Here is a 22,188-nt window from a genome sequence, read left to right as displayed (position 1 = left end):
AATGCCTTAGAAATCAATGTGATCCATGCTCCCAAACTTTTCGTCTCATGTAGAAATGTTCAACATGCCTTTTAATGCGATTTACGCGCTTAGTCAGACGCTTTAAGTAACGATACATCACTACCTCTTGCGCATAGACCCTTCCACCATATGAGTGTGTTCCAAACCCAGCTTTATAATGATCTGAATATTTTTCTATTTTGGATTGGAAGGAGCATTGTTCTCTAAAAAAGCTTGTAAAATCATCTGGATTAAATTTTCGATCCAAGTGGTCCATGTGTTTTAATATTCTCTCAATTGTCCTTCTGGAATGGTTGAAAGTGGTCGACTTCAGATCTTTCTCCAGCATATCATGATACTCATGAATTTGATCCAGTAATTCAAAAATCGCATGTCTATAGCTGGCATTACTACAAAAGGATTTAAGGTTCTTATACTTTGCGAGTGCCATCATTTCTGCGTCCAGGTGTATAGAGAGTACCAGGATTCTTTTTTCGACCTTGTAAGGCTCATAAGAGTTGTATTTGACATTGGCATAGAGACCAAATGAAGATACAAGGAGAATGACGGATGACACAATCTTCATACACCATTCAACGATTGACGTTTATTTGGGTGATTGGTGTTTAATCGTGATTTTTTAATGTGGAAAATACTTAAATGAAGTTTTTTAATAGGTTGATTAAAGTCAATTGCCTATCTTTTGTTTGTCATGTGAATAGGTACTCTTATCTCATACTTTTGGTAGTATAATTCAACAATAGCACGGAAATGAAAAAAATATTAGTCCCGGTCGATTTTTCAGAGGTGAGCGGTCATGCCACCAGGTTCGCTATCCAAATAGCAGAGAGCTTTGATGCAGAAATCACCCTTCTGAATAGTGTGCAATTCTATTACTTCACCGATTATGAATTTGCTTCATTTTCCGGTGCTAAGACACTCATGCAGGATGTGAAGGATGCCATGGTGAAGAAGATGGACGAGTTTGTAAAGGGCCTTGATTCGAAATGCAAGATCAACACCATTGTAAATGAAGACTCGCTCATTGGCTCCATTAAAACCATGGTGGCAGAGGAGGGTTATAATTTGGTGGTGGTAGGGACGCACGGCTCTTCCGGGCTTGAAGAGGTCTTCATAGGTTCCAACACAGAGAAGATTGTTCGAAATACAGATTGTCCTGTTATATCGGTTCCTTCTCCCACTTCGGTAAAAAAAATCAAGCGCATTTTGATCCCATTGGATATTCGGGAAATCAAAGCATCCTTTCTGGATAAGGTAGCCGCTTTGCAGGATAAGTTCGCTGCAAAGATTGAATTCCTGTGGGTGAAAACCCCGCACAATGTAGAAAATGAGCAGAGCGTATCTAAGGAACTTTCCAAAATCTTAAAGGAACATGGAATCGATAATTATGAATTTACCATTGTAAACAATGTCTTCCCTTCCGATGGAATCTTGATGCATGCCTACGACACTGAAGCAGATATGGTCGCAATGGCTACTCACGCCAGACGAGGCATTTCACATTGGCTATCCGGCAGTTTAGCAGAAGACACCATTAATCATATTAAGATACCGGTGTGGACGTTTAAGCTGAATAAGAAGGAAAAAGCGATTACATTAGACAGTGTAAAAAATGCTCACGGAAAACCAGAGTACAAGAAAATCCAAGTTTTAACATCCTAACGAAATCAAGTCCATGAAAAAAATAATTGTACCGGTAGACTTTTCAGATGAAGCGTCTCACGCACTCAATTTCGCTGTTGAATTCAATGAAAAAGTGGGGGGTGAAATCGTGTTGGTTCATGTCATTGAAATGCCCGTTGGTCATCTGAATTTTACCGGAGAAATAGACCACTCCGGAACAGAAGCCTTTTACACAGGAGAGTTTATCAAAGCCACACACAACAAGCTCGACGAATGGTCTAAACGCGTAGTGGAGGCAGGGCAGGATGTATCCGTCCACATGAAATATGGAAATGCCTATTCCAACATCAGCAAACTGATTGCTGAAGAGAAAGCCAGCTGGATTGTGATGGGCTCAAAAGGTGCTTCGGGCCTCAGAGAGGTGTTCATGGGATCAAATGCGGAGCGCATGATTCGCTTTGCAGAATGCCCGGTGATCATCGTGAAAGGAGAGACCCATTTAAAAGATATGAAGAGCATGGCGTTTGCCTCCGATCTGAGCCAGGAACAGGACCTCATCGCAGACCATGCCAAAGACCTTCAGAAAATGCTGGGGCTGAATATGCACGTGGTGAAGGTGAAAACACCGTACAACTGGTTGGATGAAACGCAGGCTAAGAAACATCTGGAGCATTTTGCTGAGAGAAACCACCTGGAAGATTTTACATTAAGTACGGTTGATGCTGACTTTGCAGATCAGGGCGCTGTGAAATTTGCAGAGGATGTAAAGGCCGGAATGATCGTGCTCGGAACCCATGGTAAGAAAGGACTGGCTCACTTTTTTGGTGGCTCCATTGCAGAAGACGTGGTGAATGAATCCAAAATTCCAATCGTCGTATTCAAGATTTGGGATATTAGTTAAGTATATTCTCAAAATCGGATCAACATATTTGGCCTGATTAGATGGGGGTTTTCCATAATCGTATTGTTTTAAATCGGATGAGGGTTTAGTGCTCTTGCTGATTTTGGAAATAATAGGTTTTGATAAGAATGGAAAGAGACACATCGCTTTTCCTAGGATTAATATCAATAATATTTGTATTGTTCGGGTGTGCAAAACCCGTAGACTTAAAATCTAGTAGGGAAGAATTGATAGTTGTAGATGCCAAGCTCTCAAATAAAATAGGTGGAACTAAAGTTAGAATCTACTCAAAAGCAGAAGGAGAGTCTCCAAATAAAAGCCTAAAAGGATGTAATATCCAGATTGTTGATAGTGAAAATAATACGACTTTTTTCTACGAAATATCACCAGGAGTTTATGAATTGGAGGACACAGAATTTGTAGGTGAGTTCTATCAGAATTATAAATTGATCATCAGAGACAGTTTAGGTAACCTAATTGAATCCTCGGCTGAGACTTTATATCCACCAGTTGAATTTGAGTTTAAGTCTGAAGTTGTTCTTAAGCCAGTTGAGGTGGCAGATGGCATACTCATCAATCAACGATTCTATGATATAATTTCTAAATTCGAATTGGATAAAGAGTCAAATTACTATTCACGGTATACTTTTAAATATAGCTATCTGGATTTCTTCACTGGGCTTCAAGAATTCGTAAATCTTCAAAATTATTCTCTTTTTGGTTGCGGAAATAATTGTGAAAAATTCAACGATTCAGAGTTAAATACTTTTTCGTTGGAAGATAGAGACTGGCAGTTTTTCAACAAGACTGCTGAGTGTTTGAATATCTTTAATAACCCAGATGGTCCAACACCTTCATGTGAAGATGTACCTATGTGTTGCATGAAGTTTAATGCTTATGAGGTATCATTTACAATTACCCAAGAGCGAATGCCTCAGAATCTATTTCTTTTTTGGGAACAGGCATCTGATTTACGATCAAATGATGGTCTAATATTTAATACTTACCCTTTCTCTTTGAAAGGAAATGTCAGCTGTGAAACATGTGATTATGAAGTTGTAGGATACTTTGGAGTTGTAGGAATCAACAGGTATTCCAAGCCTCTAGTATTGTAGTATTGGATCAATATGAATAGGTCTCCAATTAGAAAAAGCGATAATGAAAGTGTTTAGAATTCCAATTCATGAATAGAAGACTAATAATATTCATTGTCAGCATTGGTACCGGAGTAATCATTGCTCTTTTTGCCCAAGAAAGAAAGTTAGAAGAATACCTAAATGAAATTCACGACTCAATCGGGCATGAATTTTTTTATAAGAAAGATTGGATAGACACCTTAGTCGTTAACCCGGACAGAAATAAGGACTATTTAAGTAATATTTCAAATTCAATAGCTAATTCCGGATTGGAGGTATTTGTGAAGCAGGGAAACATATTCATATACCCTAATAAGATTGAGTGGGAGAGGATGAATAAGGTTGGTAATTCTACTTTGGATGATACGAAATATAAAAGAATAGGCAGTCCTTCTGAGTTTCATGAAAATGGTGAATATATTCTAACCGGGCGTGTTTCTAACAAAGATGATGAAGTTTTACAGGGTGCAATTATTGAAATTGGGGGAAAGAGTACAATATCTGATAAAAGTGGATTTTATAATGTCACGCTTGCCCCGGGAAACTACACCCTAAATACACACTATGTAGGTTTAGAGTCCGATAAGATAAATATTTCATTTTATAGTTCAGATACACTAAATACAGTTTTATATGAGTCTACTCAGCTCCTGGATGAAGTTGTCGTAAGTGGGGAGAATATCTCAATGAAACTAAGGGATCCACTTTTAGGAAAATCTATTATTGAGATTTCAGAAATTGAAAAGCTTCCTTCTTTTTTGGGTGAAAATGACGCATTGAAACTTGTTGTAAATATGCCTGGAGTCAATACTTACGGTGAGAGTTCTTCATATCTTAATATTAGAGGAGGGCGCAATGACCAGACTCTTATGATGATGAACGGAGTTCCAATTTTTGCTCCCGGACATATGCTTGGCTTTTTCTCTGTGTACAACAGTGATTTTGCCTCACAGATTAACCTATACAAGGGCAACATACCTTCAAGGTATGGTATTCGATCCTCGTCAGTATTTGACGTTAGGATGAATAGGTCAGCAGATAAAGACTTTGAGGTAAATGGAGGAATAGGGTTGATAAAGACCAATCTGGGATTAAGGAAAAAGCTGCTTGACAATAAGCTGGATATACATCTGGGAGGGCGAACCACGTACTCAGATTGGATATTTGATATTGTATCAGAAGAAGCATTCCTTAAGTCATCGGCCAATTTTTGGGACATGAATTTTAGCTCCCAATATGATCTTAATGCAAGGAATAAGTTTGAGTTCTCATATTACCATGGACATGATAGATTCAATTACGCGGATGAAGTCGATTACATATGGGATGCAAGTAACGCAATGTTAGGATGGAAGCACATAATTAATGATGACTACATTGTGAATTCGGAATTGTCATATAGCAATTTTGACAATAGGGTGAATCAGTATGAGAGATTCAATGGAACCAGACTGACAAATGGCATTGACTACTTTTCAGTAAAGAATTCTGTAAATGCAAATATACTTAAAGGAGAGACCGTTCTTGGTGTTGATTTGACTTTTCACAACATTACACCAAATTCTGTAGCTTATGAAGTTGACGATTTTGAAGTCCAGGAGGATGAAGATATCGAACGGATTCGGAATATTGATTTCTACGTAGACTATCTGACAAATATTACAGAGAAGCTCACACTTTCTGCCGGAATTAGATTATCTAACTTTGATAATTTAGGCCCTGGAGAGGTCAATATTTATGATAACAATCAGCCAAGAAATACGGATAGCATTATAGATGTAGAGCAATTTGAAAAGGGAAAATCTATGTCCAATTACAGGACACTGGAGCCAAGGATGGGGCTCAGCTATAATCTCAATACCCATTCTTTTAAGCTTGGGTACTCACGTACAAATCAGTTTCTCCACTTAATTTCAAATACTGCCCTAGTAAATCCCATTTCTGTATGGAAGGGCAGTGATTCATATATTGAACCCACTACTATAGATCAGTGGACAGTTGGCTACCTAAGGAAAATGAAAGGTGACTATTCCTTTTCTTCGGAAATATATTTTAAGGATGTCGATAATCTTGTAGAATATAGAAATGGGGCAGACCTTATTCTAAATAATGATCTGGAACAAGAGATAGTTTCAGCCGAAGGAAATACCTATGGATTGGAAATGGGGCTATCAAAAAATCAGGGTAAGCTGACTGGAGAAATCTCTTATACTTTATCGAGAGCCTTTACAAGAGTAAAACCAAGTCCACAATTTGAAACAATCAATAATGGGGAATCATATCCAGATTATACAGACCGGCCTCATAACGTTAAATTATACTTAACCTATAAAATGAATAAGAATTGGACGATATCTACCAATTTTAATTTCCACACTGGCCCACCAACCAACATACCGATAAATATCTATGAAATAGATGGTGTTTCAATTCCATATTATCGAGGAAGGAACCAAAATCGAATCCCAGATTATCATAGGTTAGATTTTTCTATAACATATGAATACCGAATCCGAAAGACTAAGAAACTTAGAGATAAATGGGTTTTCTCGGTATATAATGTCTATTCCAGAAGCAACGTTACATCTATGTTCTTTTCAATGGAGAACAATACTCCTCAGTTGTTCCAATTTGTAACTATAGACCAAATTATACCAACGTTAACATATCAATTCAAAATCTAATTGTGAAACTGTTTACGAAATGATGCAAAAGTTCTTAGCATATCTATCGTTCATCTTGACACTTTCATACTCAGCGAATACTCAAAGCATGAAAAGGGATAGTATGGAAGAAACTGTTTATGAACTATATGAATCGTTTCATAATAGGAATCCAAAGGAATTAGCCTTTTTGCATGTAGATGATCGATTATTTTACTCTAGTTCTTTCATTCCATTTAACCTGACAATCTTTGATCAGTTTTATTCCTTATCCAATAGTAGCAAAATTGTCTATGTGGCTCTATTGGCAGAAGACGGGGCTATTATGTGTAAAAGTGCATTTAGTAATTCAAATGGCAGAATAAAGGGGTCGCTTAAAATACCAGATGAAATAAATTCAGGGAATTATCAAGTAATTGCATATACAAAGTATATGAAGAACTTTGATGTTGACCTAGTATGCGGAAGAGCGCTTGTTTATGTTCAGAATCTGAATGAACCTCCAGGTCTAATAGCAAAGAGCATAGGTACGAATTTGGATAAGTCATCACTTGAAGAGCGGGCTGCTAGCAATACTGGTGATATAATCCAATTCAATGAATATAAAGGGAAATTCTTAATTAGAGTTGACCTAAGTGATCAACAACAAGACATTGATTATTATTTGATAAGTGAAGGGTTTCAGTCTATTCAGTTCGTAAAGAAGATCAGGTTTAAGAATCGGCCTTATGACTTGTCAATAGATAAGGATCAACTAATCAGCGAATTTCAAAAATTGATTCTAATCAATGAAAGATATGAAGTTGTTGATTATGAATTGTTTTTCCTTGAGAATGATTCCAAATCAGATCTGTCGGTAAGCTTTTCTAGTAACAAGCTAGCTCCAAGGCAGAATGTCCAAATGTCCTTCAATTATCAATTTGAAGACTTTGGAACGGTCCAATTTGGAAATTCTAAGATCCCATCTGATTCACTTGCTTTTTTCAAGTTTATTTACCGAAATTATTATAATATTCCAAGTGAGTATTCATTGGCGAATTTCACTTATGATGAGCTTATTGATACAAAAATCATAAGGGCTCTTACTATATATGCCAGGAATAGCTGGGCTGATATACTACTTGGATCAAATCAACAAATATCAAATTTTCAACCAGAAACATTTATTGAATTTGGAGGAAAAGTGCATGGCTGGGATTTGGATGAAGGATATCTGACGGCATATTTTCCTAATAACAGTCTAAATAAAAAAGCATCAATTGATAGTGATGGGAGCTTTTTATTTGGGATTTATATGCTATTAGGTAAGGATTATATGGTTCCATCCATATTTAATATGGGTGGTTTAGATATTACACCCAAGTATAGCATAGAAATAAGTAGAGATACCATTGAGTATTTTAATGTAGCAGGATACTACGACAGATCGTACACCGATTCGATCATTATTGCCAACCAAAAATTTGAATATGTCCTGTCCACCTTTAATGAGATTGATCAAAGTAGATATTTCTGGGAGTATAGAAAAATAGATAAAGTATTCAAAGTTTCCGATTATATTGAATCAATAGCAAGCCTTGAGGAATTTATTAGAACTGCCATTTTTAAAGCGATTTTGACCAAGGATAAAGGAAGCTACAAATTGAGAATTAGGAATTCTGAGGAGGAAACAATCTTTAGAAACGATCCTGTTATAATTCTAAATAATGAAATAGTAAGTATCGACGAAATCTTAAAGGTACCTATTGAAATGGTTGATGAGGTCGGCTTGGTTTATGAAAAATTTTCTCTTCTTAGTTGGGGAACGTACATTTCTGATGGAGTATTGATAGTAAAGACTCATTCAAACTATGAGAAAAAGTCAACCAACAATTATCCTATCGTATATGGATTTAGCAATGAGGACACGGAAAGCCCTGTTCATTTATTTAAAAGTAAGCTTTTATCAACCTTTTTTTACCCTTCTTTAAAAGATCAACTTAATTTCACAACAGGATTATTAGAAGGCAAATTCAGACTTCAAATAGAAATGTTTTCTAAGGAAGGGATTTACAATTACTATTCGAGAAATTTTACAATTGAGAACTAAAGATTGGGTAGCCTTACTTAAGCTCTAAAGGCAGAAGAAGGTGTAAGCTGCACGCTTTTCGGACAGGGTTAAATTAGAGTATTTTCATTTAAGTTGTATCTAATTCCAGTTTCTTATACTGCATTGGACTCATTCCCATAAGTGCCTTATGTGGATGGTTCTGATTGTAATCAATCCGCCATTCTTCGGACAGTTGCTTGACTTCATTGATGTGATCAAAGACGTATGCATCTAGGATATCTTCCCGATAAGTTCTGTTGAACCTTTCAATGAAGGCGTTCTGTGTAGGCTTACCTGGTTGGATGTACTGAATGTCTACTTGCTTATTCCGACACCATTGAACAAAGGTTCTGGAAGTAAATTCCGTTCCATTGTCTACCCGTATGGTTCTTGGCTTTCCCTTGAATAAGGTCAAGCGATCTAACAGGTCTACGACTCGTTGTGCAGGGAAGCTGTGAGATGCTTCTACCGCAATGGCCTCCCTGTTATAGTCATCGATCACATTAAGTACTCTAAACTTACGACTGTTATCCAACACATCATGCATGAAGTCCATGATCCATGTGGTATTCACTCCTACAGGAACTTTCAATGGAACTTTGACGTGTGCAGGAACCCTTCGTTTACGCTTCCTACGCAGTTTTAACCCCATTTCCAGATACACCCTCCGAATGCGTGTCCGCCCCACGAAAAGCCCATTTGTTTGAGTCGACCGACATACTCATTTAGTCCCCACGTGGGAAGCTTGTCTGCCAGTTTGTTCAATTCTATGATCAACTGACTATCATCTCGCTTGCTTTGGTAATACCACATGGATCTGTGGAGACACACCACTCGACATGCCCTCCCAACACTTGCACTAAACTCCGTGAGTAACCACTGAACCCGATCCCGACGATGAGAGAGCTTTAAAACTTTTTTTCCAGTACTTCTTTTAGCAGAAAGTGATCCAGACTCAGGTCAGCATACATCCGCTTCAAACGTCTGTTTTCTTCTTCCAACTCTTTAAGCTTTTTCAGCTGGGAGGTATCCATCCCTCCATACTTCTTCTTCCAATTGTAAAAGGTCGCCTCACTGATCCCGTTCTTTCGGCATAGGTCAGCAGCTTTCTTACCCGATTCGTGCTCCTTGAGAATCAGCACAATCTGGCTCTCTTTGAATTTGCTTTTTTTCATGATTTGAACAGTTTAAAGTTATCGTTTTCTCTACTTTTAAACTGTCCGATCTGGCGTGAAGGCTACATGAAGACACGAACCCAAAAATGGCTTGCCAGATAATCCATTTTAGCTAAAAAGGCAGCAAAATGATCATTCTTGAAAATTAGTCTTAGCCCCTCTTCAAAAGTATCCTGATTTTCAAATCCATATTGAAGATTAGGAAGCTTAAAGAATGGTGCTAAGGCAAATCTGTACTCTTGAGAAAAAGTTAGAATATGATAATAACTGATGTTGTAGACAACTTTTCGGGTTTTCATATTCAAATTAATAAGGATTCTGCGTTAAATTTCGTTCAATTATAGCAAATTTTCGCTCTACAATTTTATTAAATACTGCAATTGGATAATCCATTTGTTTTTTATTCAAACTGATTAGTGTTTTCACTGAAAAATCTTCATGCCACTATTCCTCTTTCCTCACACCACTCGCATACGCAATCCCCATCTTGATCTCACCCCATTTGTAGCTGTCGGGTAGGGCGCTTTTGATTTCGCCTGCTGTGGTATGGCCTTCATCGTAGCATTTCAGTATGGCTTTGAGTCGGGAGGGTTTCACAAAGTCAGTCACTTCGAGCTCGCCATTTTCTACATACTGCGCCAGATGGCTTTCGATGGTACTTTCTACCAGGCCTCTCTCTTCGGCTATCACTTTCACCGACTTGCCTTCTTTGTAAAGTTGGTAGGTGATCTCGGCGGTGGGTGTCTTGTCTTTTCCGGAAGCGGTGTTCAGCTCTTTCAGATTGGTATTCCCACGCAGTTTCTCTTTGGTGAGCGGCTTTCCTTCATGGATGTACTGGATAAGCATGTTGAGCTTCACCATCGTTTTGAGCTGGCTGGTGTACATGTCTTTCACTTCTACAAGCTCAGCCCGGTAGGTCTTGGCTTGGGTCTGGGTTTTGAGCAGACGGTACTGCGATTGAATACGGTCAATCAGTGCCGTCAGATGCGTGGTGAAGTAGTCCAGCGCTTTGGACATCCGCTCTACGAGCTTTTCTATGTCCCCATCCTTCAGCAGGCTATGTGCCTGTCTGGTGAACGTTTCTCCCACATCCTTAAGCGGGAAGGTTTCATTGATCAGGTCGTCTGTCCAGGGCAGGTGCTTCTGCTTCAGGGAGCGGTTTTCGTCTTTGTTGAAGGTCTTCTTATGATTTACCAGTTCCCTTAGCATTGGGTCTAGTAGGAAGGCCCGTTTGATGAATTCTGCGAGGAAGTTGGATTGATCATTCTCCAGTTGGCTGCTGAGTGAATCCGTACTTTCAAACCCATTGATGTATTCGGTCAGCTTCTCATCGATGGCGGGGGATCGCTCGGGTAGTCTGCTGGACAATACCAGTCCATCGAGTGAAGTAAGTCGGGAGAGCGCCACATAAAGCTGCCCCGCGGCAAACGTATCTTCCACATCCAGCACAGCCTTTTCAAAGGTCAGTCCCTGGCTTTTGTGGATGGTCACGGCCCAGGCCAGCTTGATGGGGTATTGGGTAAATGTTCCAATCACTTTTTCATCCACTTCCTTAGTGGCCTTATCCAGCGTGTATTTTATGTTTTGCCACTCGTATTGGGACACACTCACTTCTTCACCATCTTCAAACTTCACCTTGATACCATCCTCCAGATCGGAGATCGTCCCGATCTTACCATTGAAAAACTGTCCTTTGCCGGAAGGATCATTCTTGATGAACATAACCTGTGCACCTTCCTTCAACTGTAGTATTTCATCATTGGGGTAGGCATTCTCATTAAAATCACCGCCAATCTCTGCATAGAATGAAACCGGAGGAGACTCCAGCGCTTCAAGTTTGGAACTGTTGATGGCGTTGGCTTTCCGATTGTGAGTAGTCAGGTGAATGTATCCATCTACTGCTGTTTTCTCAGCATTTTGATCGTAATGCTCATTCAGCAGCTCAATATCATCATACACCAGCTCATTGTTTCTCAGCCGGTTGAGCAGCGCCACAAACTGATGATCGCTTTGTCGATACACCTTATCCAATTCTACCCGTATGGGAGGGTTGTCCTTCAGCGCTCTTGCATCAAAGAAGTAAGGCGAATCATAGTATCGACGGAGCAGGTGAAATTCTTCCTGTTTCACCACCGGGGGCAGCTGCATCAGATCACCGATAAAGAGGATCTGGAGACCACCAAACGGATCAAATCGTCGCTTGCGGAGGTAGCGAAGGGTCGCATCAATGCAGTCGAGTAGATCGGCCCTAAGCATACTCACCTCGTCAATGATGAGCAGTTCAAGTTCATTGATCAGCTTACGTTTCTGAGCCCCGAATCGGGCATCTTTAAATAGGGTGGATGGAGTGGTCACCTTAATGGCTCCCTCGGAGAACGGAATGTCCTCAGGAATATAGGTGCCAAACGGAAGCTGAAGGAGCGAGTGAAGTGTGACACCTTCTGCATTGATGGCGGCAATACCTGTTGGAGCGGCTACTGCTACGTTTTTGTACGTGTTTCGTACAATGTTTCTCAGAAAAGTGGTTTTCCCAGTGCCGGCTTTGCCAGTCAGGAAGATGTGACGATGGGTATTGTTTACATAATTGGCAGCCAGCTCAGCGATATCACTGTGGTTCATTTGACGAAGATAATTAGAGATTGCTACTTCGTACCTCATCGCTATGACGGTCCTGATTTAATTGCGTCATCGCGAGTTTACGAAGCGATCTCTAATTATAAGTTGTAATAAAAGAAAATGCTAATATTACTGAATGGCCAAGCAGAAGATCCATGCAGAGGTGGGCAGGCGCGTAATAGAGCTGTCAAATCTGGATAAGGTACTTTATCCCGATGATGATATTCTGAAGGCCGAGATCATTGAGTATTATCTAAAGCTGGCGCCCACGATCCTGAACCATATTAGGGGAAGGGCACTTTCACTGGTCAGATATCCGGATGGAATCTACGGTGAGCAATTCTTCCAAAAGCACCGCCCGGACTGGACCCCAGACTGGATAGACTACAAGAGATTGGGGCAGGAGCGAAAGAAGGAATATGTGGTAGCGCGAGAAGAAGCCACATTAGTCTGGCTGGCCAATCTGGCCTGTCTGGAAATCCATCAGATTCATTCGTTTTCTGAGAAAAGTGACAAGCCGGATTACATCGTTTATGACCTGGATCCGCCGGAAGATGGATCGATGGAACTAGAGAAGTTAAAGTCCATTGCCTTTGATCTGAAGGAGCACCTGGAGCGACATAACTATCATGTATTTGTGAAGACGACCGGAGGGAAAGGACTTCATCTGGTCACTCCAATTGAGGCAAACTATTCCTTTGAAGAATGCTTCCAGGCAGCCAAAAAGATCGCTACGGACTTCATTCAGAAGCAACCAGATACTACACTTCACATCAAGAAAGAATTACGAAAGGGGCGAGTATTGGTGGATATCTATCGAAACAGACCCTCACAAACGATTGTATGTCCGTACAGTCTGCGGGGGCGCAAAGGAGCTACTGCATCTACACCTATTACGTGGGAAGAGCTGGAATCTTTGAATGATCTGGGCTATTGGAACCTGCAAACCACTTTAGAGAAAGTATTGACAGAAGGGGATGCCTGGGAGCAAATAAGGGGGTGGGCTGTGCCATTGCATACCGATAAGAAAGCAGTGGTGGCAAAGGAATTACCTCCGAATAAACGTCACAAAACACCGGAGCAGTTGTCAGACTATGAGAAGAAGCGTGACTTCAACAAAACGCCAGAGCCATTGCTTTCTGATAATGAAGCTCCGGGAAGCAGATTCTGTATTCAGCGACACCATGCTTCACACTTGCACTATGATTTACGGCTGGAGCAGAATGGTATCCTGAAGTCATGGGCTATCCCCAGGGGTATGCCACCAATTCCGGGAGTAAAACGTCTGGCAGTTGAGACGGAAGATCACCCCCTCAAATATCTGACATTTGAAGGAGAGATTCCGAAAGGAGAGTATGGTGGTGGTATGATGTGGGTCTATGCGACAGGGCGATATGAGATTACTAAGGAAAAGAAGAATGGCTTCTATTTCCGTCTGTCAGGAAAGCAGATTAGTGCGGAGTACCGAATGCATCTGATGAAGGACAAGGAATGGCTCCTGGAGCGGGTGGATATCCCACAGCAAAATCTATTGGAGCAGGTGATGAGACCCATGCTGGCAGATGTGGCCAAACGAGTGCCCAGAGGAGATTACTATTATGAAGTTAAATGGGACGGTATACGTGCGCTGATCTACCTGAACGAGGGCCAGCTGAAAATCTACAGTAGAAACGGCAATGATATCACGGAACAGTTTCCTGAACTCAACGTACCTGAACAAGCTTTCAGAATCAATAATGCCATTTTTGATAGTGAGATTGTATGCCTGGATGAAAAAGGCCGGGCCAATTTCAAGAAGGTGATCAAGCGACTCATGTCGAAGAAGAACTTTGATCATGAATCGAGGCGTTCACCGGCGTATTGCTACCTTTTTGACTGCCTATACCTGGATGGTCGATCGCTCATGAACGATCCACAAGATAGAAGACGCTGGTGGATGATTGACTCGGTAAGGGCGGGAGAGACCAACTATCGAATTAGCCAGTCCGAGGAAGATGGTAAGGCACTCTTTGAGGCGGCAAAAGAACATGGAATCGAGGGAATAGTGGCCAAGCGAATAGATGCACGATATATTCCTGGGAAGCGAAGTGATGCCTGGATCAAGGTGAAGGTGAAAGAGACGATGGATTGCTACATCATCGGGTTTACCCAGGGTGAGGGCGAACGGGAACGATATTTTGGTTCGCTTCAATTAGCTCAAAAAAAAGATGGCCAGTTGATCTATCGAGGAAGGGTAGGGACTGGTTTCGATGATGCGCTTCTGAGGTCGCTGGCGGGGCAATTTATTGATCTGGTTGTGCCTGAAAAACCGATTGAAGAAGAAGCGCATGAGGAGAAGCGAACCGTCTGGCTCAATCCCAAATTGGTGTGCGAGGTGGAATACTCCATGATCACCGATAATGGAACCTTGAGAGATGCGGTGTTTAAAAAAATTGTGGAACCAGACTAGAAAGACTCGTTTCTATTGAAGTAGCTAAAGACATCCTTCATTCCATTCTCTTCTGAAATTTGAATGTTTCGGATGAAGATGTAATCCTTTACAGCTCGCTTATCAAAAAAATTATACAGATCTTTTTCCTCCGTTATCGGGGTGACCTCTCCATTTACGTGGGTGAAAAATATCTCTCTGGCCTGAAGCAGAGGGGTTTCACCGTGGACTAGCACCTTGTAGAATACTGTCCGGTTTTCCGATGAAATGGGCAGGTAGGTCTCCCGGTCCTCGTTGTTGATCCGCACCAACTCAATTCCCGAAAGAAACATTCGGTTTACAGAATCTTGCTGAATCATGATGGAGCCAGTATCGAAGTTGATTTTGATTTTTCCGTAGATGGTGTCCGATCGTACAATCGCATATCCATCTGCCGGATCACCTGCCTGGGCATCCAGCGGTCCAAAGACAAAAATCAACATGACGATAAGAAGTAGTTTTCTCATTGCTTAGCTGTGTTGGGGAGCAAAGTGAAGCAATGGACACAGCTTTAGATAGCCCCGGATAGCTTGTTGATGGAAAGATTATACGCTAGTAAAGTGCCATTAATATTAAAGCTCCGTTATTATCAAATCATAAAAAAAGCCTTCCCGGTAGTTACCGGAAAGGCTTTTAAGTCATAAGTAATTCGAACTATTCGTCGATGAATTCTTCAAACGATTTGAACTCGATTTGAGTCATTCCTTTACCTTCCATGAATTTCTCCATCTTAGGTACTCGCTTGGATTGAATGTAGCTAAAGTCATTTCTGGCTTTTTCATATCGCTCTTCAAGCAACTTGAGATTGTCAAGTTCTGAGGCCGAAGGTGCCTGGAATCCCGAAGCGATTTTTGAATACAGATTGGCCAGCTTGCCTCTTAGCTGAGGTTCCGCAGAAGCTACATAGTTATCACCGGTAGTTACCACCAATGTCTCTTTTAGATCATTCAATTCTTTGATCACCGCATCAGCAGATTTGGATCCTCCATTAGCTTTTACCTCTTCAGCTTTCGCCAGTATTTCATCGATCTGATAAACCATGTAGGCCAGCTGCTCAGACATATTGTACAACTTAATTACCGCTTCCTGATTTGCTTTACGCTCCTCCTGAGTGATGTTTGATTTTGGATCATTTACCAATGTGACAGAAGTCTCATAGGTATCTTTTCCTTTTTGCATCACTACCTTGTACGTCCCGGCAGGCATCCTGGGAGAGGTGAATCCCCCAAAAGCAAAGGATTTGCCTTTTGCAAGTTTAGGAGGGCGAATCAAGCCATTCCAGGTCACTACGTTGATCCCCTTGGATTTCCCTGGAGTGATCTCTGTCAGCGTTCTTCCAGATTCATCCTGAACCTCCATGTTCATTTTTCCGAAGATGTGTTTCTTCTTCAGGTAATAAGTGATCTTCACATCATTGGAGCCATTTGACCCAACAAATTCCATCTCAGTGGCTGTGCCGCCAAATGGACTGGTCTCTTCAATGATTGCAGGCTCGCTTTCAAAAAAGTGAACATCTTTGGCCAATACCTCCTGAGTGATTCCTCTCAGTGGGCTGATATCATCGATGATGATCACCCCACGGCCGTGTGTACCCATCACAATGTCATTGGTCTTCTTTTGCAAATCCACAAAGTGAACCGCCACAGGAGGCATATTATTGGTAAACTGATTCCAGTTTTTACCGCCATCTACGGTGATGTAAAGTCCGAATTCCGTACCCAAGAATAGGAGGTCTTCGTTTACATAATCTTCCTGAATGTTTCTTGCAAACCCGTAGATCTGATCCGTAGTTATCGATTTCCATGTTTGGCCATAATCCGTGGTTTTGAAAGCATATGGATTCATATCCCCAGTAGTGTGGCCTTCCAATACCGCATACGCCGTACCTTCTCCATGCACACTCGCTTCGATGTGATATACCCAGGTATTGTCCGGCACATTCGCAGGAAGGTTTGCTGTGGTATTTGTCCAGCTTTTGCCCCCGTCTTTGGTCACCTGGATGTTTCCGTCATCCGTACCTACCCAAATCACATTTTCATTGAGAGGGGACTCGGCAATAGTGAAAACGGTACAGTGATTCTCTGCTCCTGAGTTATCTTTTGAGATACCACCAGAGTCTTCCTGGTTTTGCTTAGCCTTATTGTTCGTGGTTAGATCTGGGGAAATCACCTCCCAGGTTCCGCCCATATCTTCCGATCTGTGCAGGTATTGGCTGCCCATGTAAAATCTGTCTGGCTGAGCTTCGCTCACGGCCATAGGAGCATTCCAGTTGAATCGTAGCTTCTCTTCACCTTTTGTCTGGAGGGGCTGCACTGTTTTGGTTGACATGGTTTCCATGTCATATCTCCACACATTTTCTGCACCCTGCATCTCAGAATAAAGGATGGGTTTGGATGGGTGCTTCAGCACGCGAAATCCATCACCATAACCTACCACGTTCCAATCCCTGGCTTCTACACCTCCCGGCGAAGAAGAAGGGCCGTACCACGAGCCATTGTCCTGAAGGCCGCCATATACATTGTAAGGTTCGTTGTTATCAACGCTGATTTGGTAGAATTGTGAGATTGGAAGGTTCGCCACAATTTCCATGGTGGTGCCACCATCCCAGGTTCTGTAGACTCCACCGTCAGTTCCTACATACATTCTGTCAGAATTTTTGATGTCAAACAGAATGTCATGGATATCGGCATGCATGTTGCCAAGACCTTTAAATGTTTTACCACCATCTCTACTGATGGAACCAAACAGGCCTGCTTTTACTACCACATCGGGGTTCTTAGGGTCAATCACAATTCTAGAAAAGTAGAACGGTCTCACTACCAGCCCGAAATCGCTGTTTAAGTGTGTCCAGCTTTTGCCAGCATCAGAGCTTTTATATAATCCTCTTTTATTCTCATCCTGTGTTTCCAAAACTGCATAAAGAATGTTGCTGTCTGAAGGGGCTACAGCGACGGCAATTCGTCCCAGCTTACCGGTAGGAAATCCGTTATGGATTTTGTTCCAGGTTTTTCCTCCGTCAGTAGATTTATAAAGCGCACTTTTCGTTCCCCCCGAATTGAATGACCATCCGGTCCTTCGGAATTCCCACATAGAGGCATAGAGTGTATTTGGATCATTTGGATCCATGATCACATCCCCGCAACCTGTGGTCTGGTCTATATATAGCACCTTATTCCAGGTTTGTCCACCATCCTCAGATTTATACACTCCTCGCTCTTCACTATCGCTCCAAAGTGCTCCAAGCACGCCCACATACATGATGTTGGTATTTTCTGGGTGTATTTCAATGCTGCTGATACGCTCTGACTTGTCAAAGCCCATCTTTTTCCAGTTTACACCACCATCTATAGACTTATAAAGGCCGTCACCAACTGACACACTGTTTCGAGTCCAGATTTCACCAGTACCTACCCAGATCACATTGTCAGGGTCTTTGGGGTCTAATTTCACTTTCCCGATGGACTGTACATAGTCATCAAAAATTGGCTGAAAGGAAGCTCCACCATTTGTAGACTTCCATACGCCTCCGCCTGCCGAACCAACATAGACGATTCGATCATTGGTAGGGTGGCCCTCAAGGTCGATTACCCGACCACTCATTAGGGCAGGGCCTATGTGACGTGCCCTCAGGTCTCCAAAGAGTTCATCTCCGGAGAGTACTATTTCTTCTTGAGCCTCCAGGGACGTAAAAATCCCCAGAGCCACAAGAGCTATTAATATCCTTTTCATCTGATCAGAGCGCTTTGATTAGTTACCAGTTGGAGAAGCCTGCTCTGCCGGAAATGCAAAAGCTGCGGCATCAATCTCTGGATTCACCTCAATAGATTCAATCATCAATGGCTGGGACGGACCATCCTTAATTCCCTGGGTCATAGAGAAAGGGAAATACAAGCCTTCTACTTCTTGGTAATCACTCATGGTAGAGCGGCCAATTGCGCCTGCCTGCGGACCAGCTTTTATTTCCTGATCTACAGCCAGAGGGACAAATGATTCTGCATCGAAATAGTAGAAAGAAACATCTTCCACTTCTTTGCCATCCAGCATTCTAGGTTCTTTCGTAAGCTTCACTTTGTAAGTTTCAGCTCCGTCAATAGTTTCTGTACCTAATAGCTCGGCAGTATACCCTTTGTCTTTGTAGTCAAGAAATGAATCAGGAAAATCATTCATATCTAGTTTGGAGTTTTCAGTAGTCTCTGTGTCAGCTTTTTCTGCCTTCATCGACTGAAAGTTTGTGCTCCACATCGTCTCACCGTCGAATACACCTTGCTTGATCTCCATTCCCTGGAAGGTGATCTTGGTGTATTGCTTACCATCAGCCAACTGCACAATTTCCAGCGGAATCTCCATTCCCCCCTGATTTACTTTGGCTGAAATTTTCATACCTTTCAGATTTCTCCAGGCATCTTTACCACCGGTACTTTCGAAATACCCGTCGATGATCTCATCGACTGTTACATCCTGAGCACTAGCATAGGATAAAGTGATTACAGCAAATGCTGCGAACAATAGTTGGAATTTTCTCATAATATTAATTTAATTAGGTATTGCAATTTAGATAGTCTTATGGATACTAGATGTTAATTCATGCTAATCGGTCAAAAAAATGACTAAATGGAATAATCAAAATAGCAAGTACCACTTTGATAAATCCTGAAAATGAATAATATTGTACTGATATATTTCCTGCCGGCAAATGGAGAATACCATGAAGAGAATCGTGTTGATTGATGATGATGCTACGACTAATTATCTCAACAAACTTATAATTGAGCGTTCCAAGCTTGTAGACGAAGTATTGACTTTCGACTCTGCGGAAGCTGCGCTTGTTTTTTTCAGGCAAAGTGCCTCTGAGGAAGATGAGGCTCTGGTACTTCTTGATGTGAATATGCCTGTGATGAATGGGTGGCAGTTTCTTGATCACTATCAGGCAATGAACGGGGCACCATCCAACAAGATTGTGATACTCACGTCCTCCATTAACCCTGCAGATAAGCAACTGGCTGAAGAGAAGGCCAATGTGATGGACTACAAATCCAAGCCACTTTCTGTAGATATGCTCAATGAACTAGTATCCAGCTATTTTAATTGACTTTGATGGATTTTCTCTGGAAGTGAATGGTAAATGATGAGCCCACGCCCTCTTCACTTTCTGCCTCAATCAATCCATTGATAGATATTACCCTGTTCTTTACAATGAATAAGCCTATACCTCTGCCTTCCGTATCCAAATGATAGCGCTGGTACATTTTGAAAATTTTGTCTCCAAATTTGGCCAGGTCAAAACCCCGGCCATTATCTGATATCCGTATGATGTTGTGCGTCTCGGTTTGATAGCTTTCAATTTTGATTTGAGGATTTTTTCCGGGCACTGAAAACTTGATGCTGTTGGAAATGAGATGAAAAATGGCATCATATAAATAAGGGCGGTAGGTCTTGATCTTTTTGACCTTGAAATGCTGAACGACGGAGATATGATTCGCTTTGATTTCGGTTTTTAGCAGGTCGAGGACTTCCTTTACCACCTTCTCTAAAGACACAAATCTAAAGTCAGCAGGCGTGGGGTCATTCTCATTTAATACGATGCTCAACTCCTTGATCACCCGATCGATTCGGTTGGAGGCATCTGAGATTTTCTCCACTATCTCGCCTGACACTCCCTGTTGCTCTGTATTTCCAAGCAATTCCGAAAAACCAATGATCTGAGTGAGAGGTTCCCGAAGGTTATGACTTATCACACTATTGAATTCCTGAAGGCTTTTATTCCTAATTCTCAATTTCTGAATCAGCTCTTCCTTTTCCTTTTGCAGCACATTGTTCCTATTCTTTGCAATAGCGGCAACAATCAAATCGGCAAGGGATCCTACATATCGCTGTTCCTGCACATCCCAATCCCTAATTTTATTGTAAGTCATAGCATAAGAAATAAACCCAACAAACTTGCCGTCTATAAGAATGGGTGCATTTAGTATGGATTCAATCTGAGCAGGCTTAAAATAATTGTTATAGATATCGGTCAACCGCGAGTCTTCACTCAGCCGGGAGACCGCCAGCGTTCTGTTCTGAAGAAATTCATCCAGAAAGCTTGGGAATTGTTCTTTCCGAAATTCAGCGGGAGGGATCTTCAATAATCCTCCACGCTGCTCTATAGTATGGAGATATATGACTTGTTTTTCCGCATCAAGCACCCAATAGGAAGCCCTGTCGCAATCCAGTACATCTCTTGATATAGCCAGCAACTCCCGTATGAAATGGGAGAGGTTGAGATCAACTCGGTTTAGCTCCCTGGATAGTGTTAAAAGTGTCCTTGTGAAAGTAGATTCAATTTCTGCTTCAAAAATGGCCTTTTGTCTCTTTCTAAACTGATAGGTAGTCACTGCCAGTCCCAGCACGATCAAAAACGCGAGAACCACCACGATCAATTTAGCATCCTGCTCAGAGTCCTTCTGCTGTTGCTGCTGTTTGAGTAGCTCATTCTCGGCTATAACTAGTTCTGATTTTAGTGCCGTTTTCATTTTATCCACATTAGAAATAAACTCGGCGTTTCTCAGACTGTCTCCCAGGTGTTTGTGTTTTTCCAGATACTCAGCAGCTTTTTCAATTTCCCTGTTTGATAAATAGAATGAGTAGAGGTTATCGTATGCCTGGTTGAGCAGGTCATTTGCTTGGTTTTGTTTGGAAAGGGTTTCCGCCTTGTTCCAGTAAAAGAGAGTGCTATCCGTATTTTGGTCAGCATTGAAATATGCTCCCAACTGGAGATAGGATTGCATGAGCCCTCGTTGATGATCTGCCCTTTGTCGCCCTTCAATGGATTTCCGCATTAAATCGATGGCCCGGGAAGTATTACTTTCCGTAAAAGCACATTCGGCCAGGCCATGATATCCATATCCGATCGCCCGGAAATCATTGGTTTCAAGCGCATTTTCAAGGCACAATGAGAAGTACTCCTTAGCTTTTTCAATGTCTTCCTGCATTAAACACACTTCGCCTAGGTTCGAGTAGATGATGGTCGGACGATAACCATCAATCCGATCGATAGCGATATTTAGAGCCTTATTGAAATATTTAATGCTGGAATCATACACCTTCTTTCTGCGATACACCTCACCGATATTGTTGGTGATTCCTACATAGTCCATGGTATATTTAGCCACATCAAAGGAAAGTGCTTCCAGGTAATAGGAAAGTGCCTGATCTGGTAACCCTACTACCAAAAAACTATTGCCTTTAAGAGTTATGGCCCGGATAATTCCACGCTCATAGTTCAATTCTTTGGCAGCCGCAAGTGCCTCATTGATATAGGAAATGGATTGCTGCTGATCGGAGAGAATGAGCTGAAAGGCAAGATCATTCAACAGGTTTATATAGGTTGTGTCAACACGCTCATACTTACTCAGAGCCTCTTTGAGACTATCCACCCGGGCTTCCTGAGCGTGCAGGAATATGTAGTGGCCAATGATTAAAAAAAGAAATAGAAATTTCCTCATTACAATTATCTAA

General features: G+C 41.5%; 16 protein-coding genes and 1 pseudogene. 7 read left to right on the top strand and 10 right to left on the bottom strand.

Annotation, left to right across the window (positions count from 1 at the left end):
- Positions 1-13: 13 nt before the first annotated feature.
- On the bottom strand, positions 14-586 hold the full coding sequence (locus RLN88_RS11545; protein ID WP_350221559.1) for a hypothetical protein: 573 nt from the start codon (positions 584-586) through the stop codon (positions 14-16).
- Between the two features lie 185 nt (positions 587-771).
- Between RLN88_RS11545 and RLN88_RS11540 the strand changes: the two genes are divergently transcribed.
- From RLN88_RS11540 to RLN88_RS11520, 5 genes are all read left to right on the top strand, one after another.
- Positions 772-1,683 (top strand): universal stress protein, encoded by a 912-nt coding sequence (locus RLN88_RS11540; RefSeq protein WP_350221558.1) that lies wholly within the window; start codon positions 772-774, stop codon positions 1,681-1,683.
- Positions 1,684-1,696: 13 nt separating this feature from the next.
- Positions 1,697-2,545 carry a universal stress protein gene (locus tag RLN88_RS11535; RefSeq protein WP_350221557.1) on the top strand — a complete coding sequence of 283 codons (849 nt, stop codon included), beginning with the start codon at positions 1,697-1,699 and terminating at the stop codon, positions 2,543-2,545.
- Positions 2,546-2,673: 128 nt separating this feature from the next.
- Positions 2,674-3,660, top strand: a complete 987-nt coding sequence (locus RLN88_RS11530) for a DUF4249 family protein (protein WP_350221556.1) — start codon at positions 2,674-2,676, stop codon at positions 3,658-3,660.
- A gap of 68 nt (positions 3,661-3,728) precedes the next feature.
- Positions 3,729-6,365: a TonB-dependent receptor gene (locus RLN88_RS11525; RefSeq protein ID WP_350221555.1), complete on the top strand. Its 2,637-nt coding sequence runs from the start codon at positions 3,729-3,731 to the stop codon at positions 6,363-6,365.
- An 88-nt stretch (positions 6,366-6,453) separates the two neighbouring features.
- The gene (locus tag RLN88_RS11520) at positions 6,454-8,433 is read left to right on the top strand and encodes a hypothetical protein (RefSeq protein WP_350221554.1); all 1,980 of its coding nucleotides are present in this window, start codon (positions 6,454-6,456) and stop codon (positions 8,431-8,433) included.
- An 88-nt stretch (positions 8,434-8,521) separates the two neighbouring features.
- On the opposite strand, the gene RLN88_RS11515 is transcribed toward RLN88_RS11520, so the two are convergent.
- The 5 genes and pseudogenes from RLN88_RS11515 to RLN88_RS11495 all read right to left on the bottom strand — a co-directional run bounded on the left by RLN88_RS11515 (position 8,522) and on the right by RLN88_RS11495 (position 12,227).
- A complete protein-coding gene (locus RLN88_RS11515; RefSeq protein WP_350221717.1) occupies positions 8,522-9,085 on the bottom strand; it encodes an integrase core domain-containing protein in 564 nt (187 codons plus the stop codon).
- Positions 9,076-9,246, bottom strand: coding sequence for a hypothetical protein (locus tag RLN88_RS11510; protein WP_350221721.1), 171 nt, complete (start codon positions 9,244-9,246; stop codon positions 9,076-9,078). Before RLN88_RS11510 ends, RLN88_RS11515 begins: the two co-directional genes overlap by 10 nt.
- 101 nt (positions 9,247-9,347) lie before the next feature.
- Positions 9,348-9,608: pseudogene (locus RLN88_RS11505) on the bottom strand (transposase); the annotation flags it as partial.
- A 62-nt stretch (positions 9,609-9,670) separates the two neighbouring features.
- Positions 9,671-9,907, bottom strand: a complete 237-nt coding sequence (locus RLN88_RS11500) for a hypothetical protein (RefSeq protein ID WP_350221552.1) — start codon at positions 9,905-9,907, stop codon at positions 9,671-9,673.
- 145 nt (positions 9,908-10,052) lie between these two features.
- Positions 10,053-12,227 carry a helix-turn-helix domain-containing protein gene (locus tag RLN88_RS11495; RefSeq protein ID WP_350221551.1) on the bottom strand — a complete coding sequence of 725 codons (2,175 nt, stop codon included), beginning with the start codon at positions 12,225-12,227 and terminating at the stop codon, positions 10,053-10,055.
- A 133-nt stretch (positions 12,228-12,360) separates the two neighbouring features.
- On the opposite strand from RLN88_RS11495, the gene ligD reads away from it, so the two are divergent.
- Complete coding sequence (gene ligD / locus RLN88_RS11490) at positions 12,361-14,673, top strand: non-homologous end-joining DNA ligase (RefSeq protein WP_350221550.1); 2,313 nt, start codon at positions 12,361-12,363, stop codon at positions 14,671-14,673.
- Here ligD and RLN88_RS11485 read toward each other — a convergent pair.
- The 3 genes from RLN88_RS11485 to RLN88_RS11475 form a co-directional block, all read right to left on the bottom strand.
- Positions 14,670-15,158, bottom strand: coding sequence for a hypothetical protein (locus tag RLN88_RS11485; RefSeq protein WP_350221549.1), 489 nt, complete (start codon positions 15,156-15,158; stop codon positions 14,670-14,672). The genes ligD and RLN88_RS11485 overlap by 4 nt on opposite strands.
- A gap of 187 nt (positions 15,159-15,345) precedes the next feature.
- Positions 15,346-18,420, bottom strand: coding sequence for a WD40/YVTN/BNR-like repeat-containing protein (locus RLN88_RS11480; protein WP_350221548.1), 3,075 nt, complete (start codon positions 18,418-18,420; stop codon positions 15,346-15,348).
- Between the two features lie 18 nt (positions 18,421-18,438).
- Complete coding sequence (locus RLN88_RS11475) at positions 18,439-19,215, bottom strand: LolA-like protein (protein WP_350221547.1); 777 nt, start codon at positions 19,213-19,215, stop codon at positions 18,439-18,441.
- A 181-nt stretch (positions 19,216-19,396) separates the two neighbouring features.
- On the opposite strand from RLN88_RS11475, the gene RLN88_RS11470 reads away from it, so the two are divergent.
- The gene (locus RLN88_RS11470) at positions 19,397-19,780 is read left to right on the top strand and encodes a response regulator (RefSeq protein WP_350221546.1); all 384 of its coding nucleotides are present in this window, start codon (positions 19,397-19,399) and stop codon (positions 19,778-19,780) included.
- Here RLN88_RS11470 and RLN88_RS11465 read toward each other — a convergent pair.
- Positions 19,773-22,175 carry a tetratricopeptide repeat protein gene (locus RLN88_RS11465; protein ID WP_350221545.1) on the bottom strand — a complete coding sequence of 801 codons (2,403 nt, stop codon included), beginning with the start codon at positions 22,173-22,175 and terminating at the stop codon, positions 19,773-19,775. The genes RLN88_RS11470 and RLN88_RS11465 overlap by 8 nt on opposite strands.
- Positions 22,176-22,188 lie beyond the last annotated feature (13 nt).

Source organism: Ekhidna sp. (assembly GCF_040223195.1).
Classification (GTDB): Bacteria; Bacteroidota; Bacteroidia; order Cytophagales; family Cyclobacteriaceae; genus Ekhidna.
This window is presented reverse-complemented; position numbering and strand designations above follow the sequence as displayed.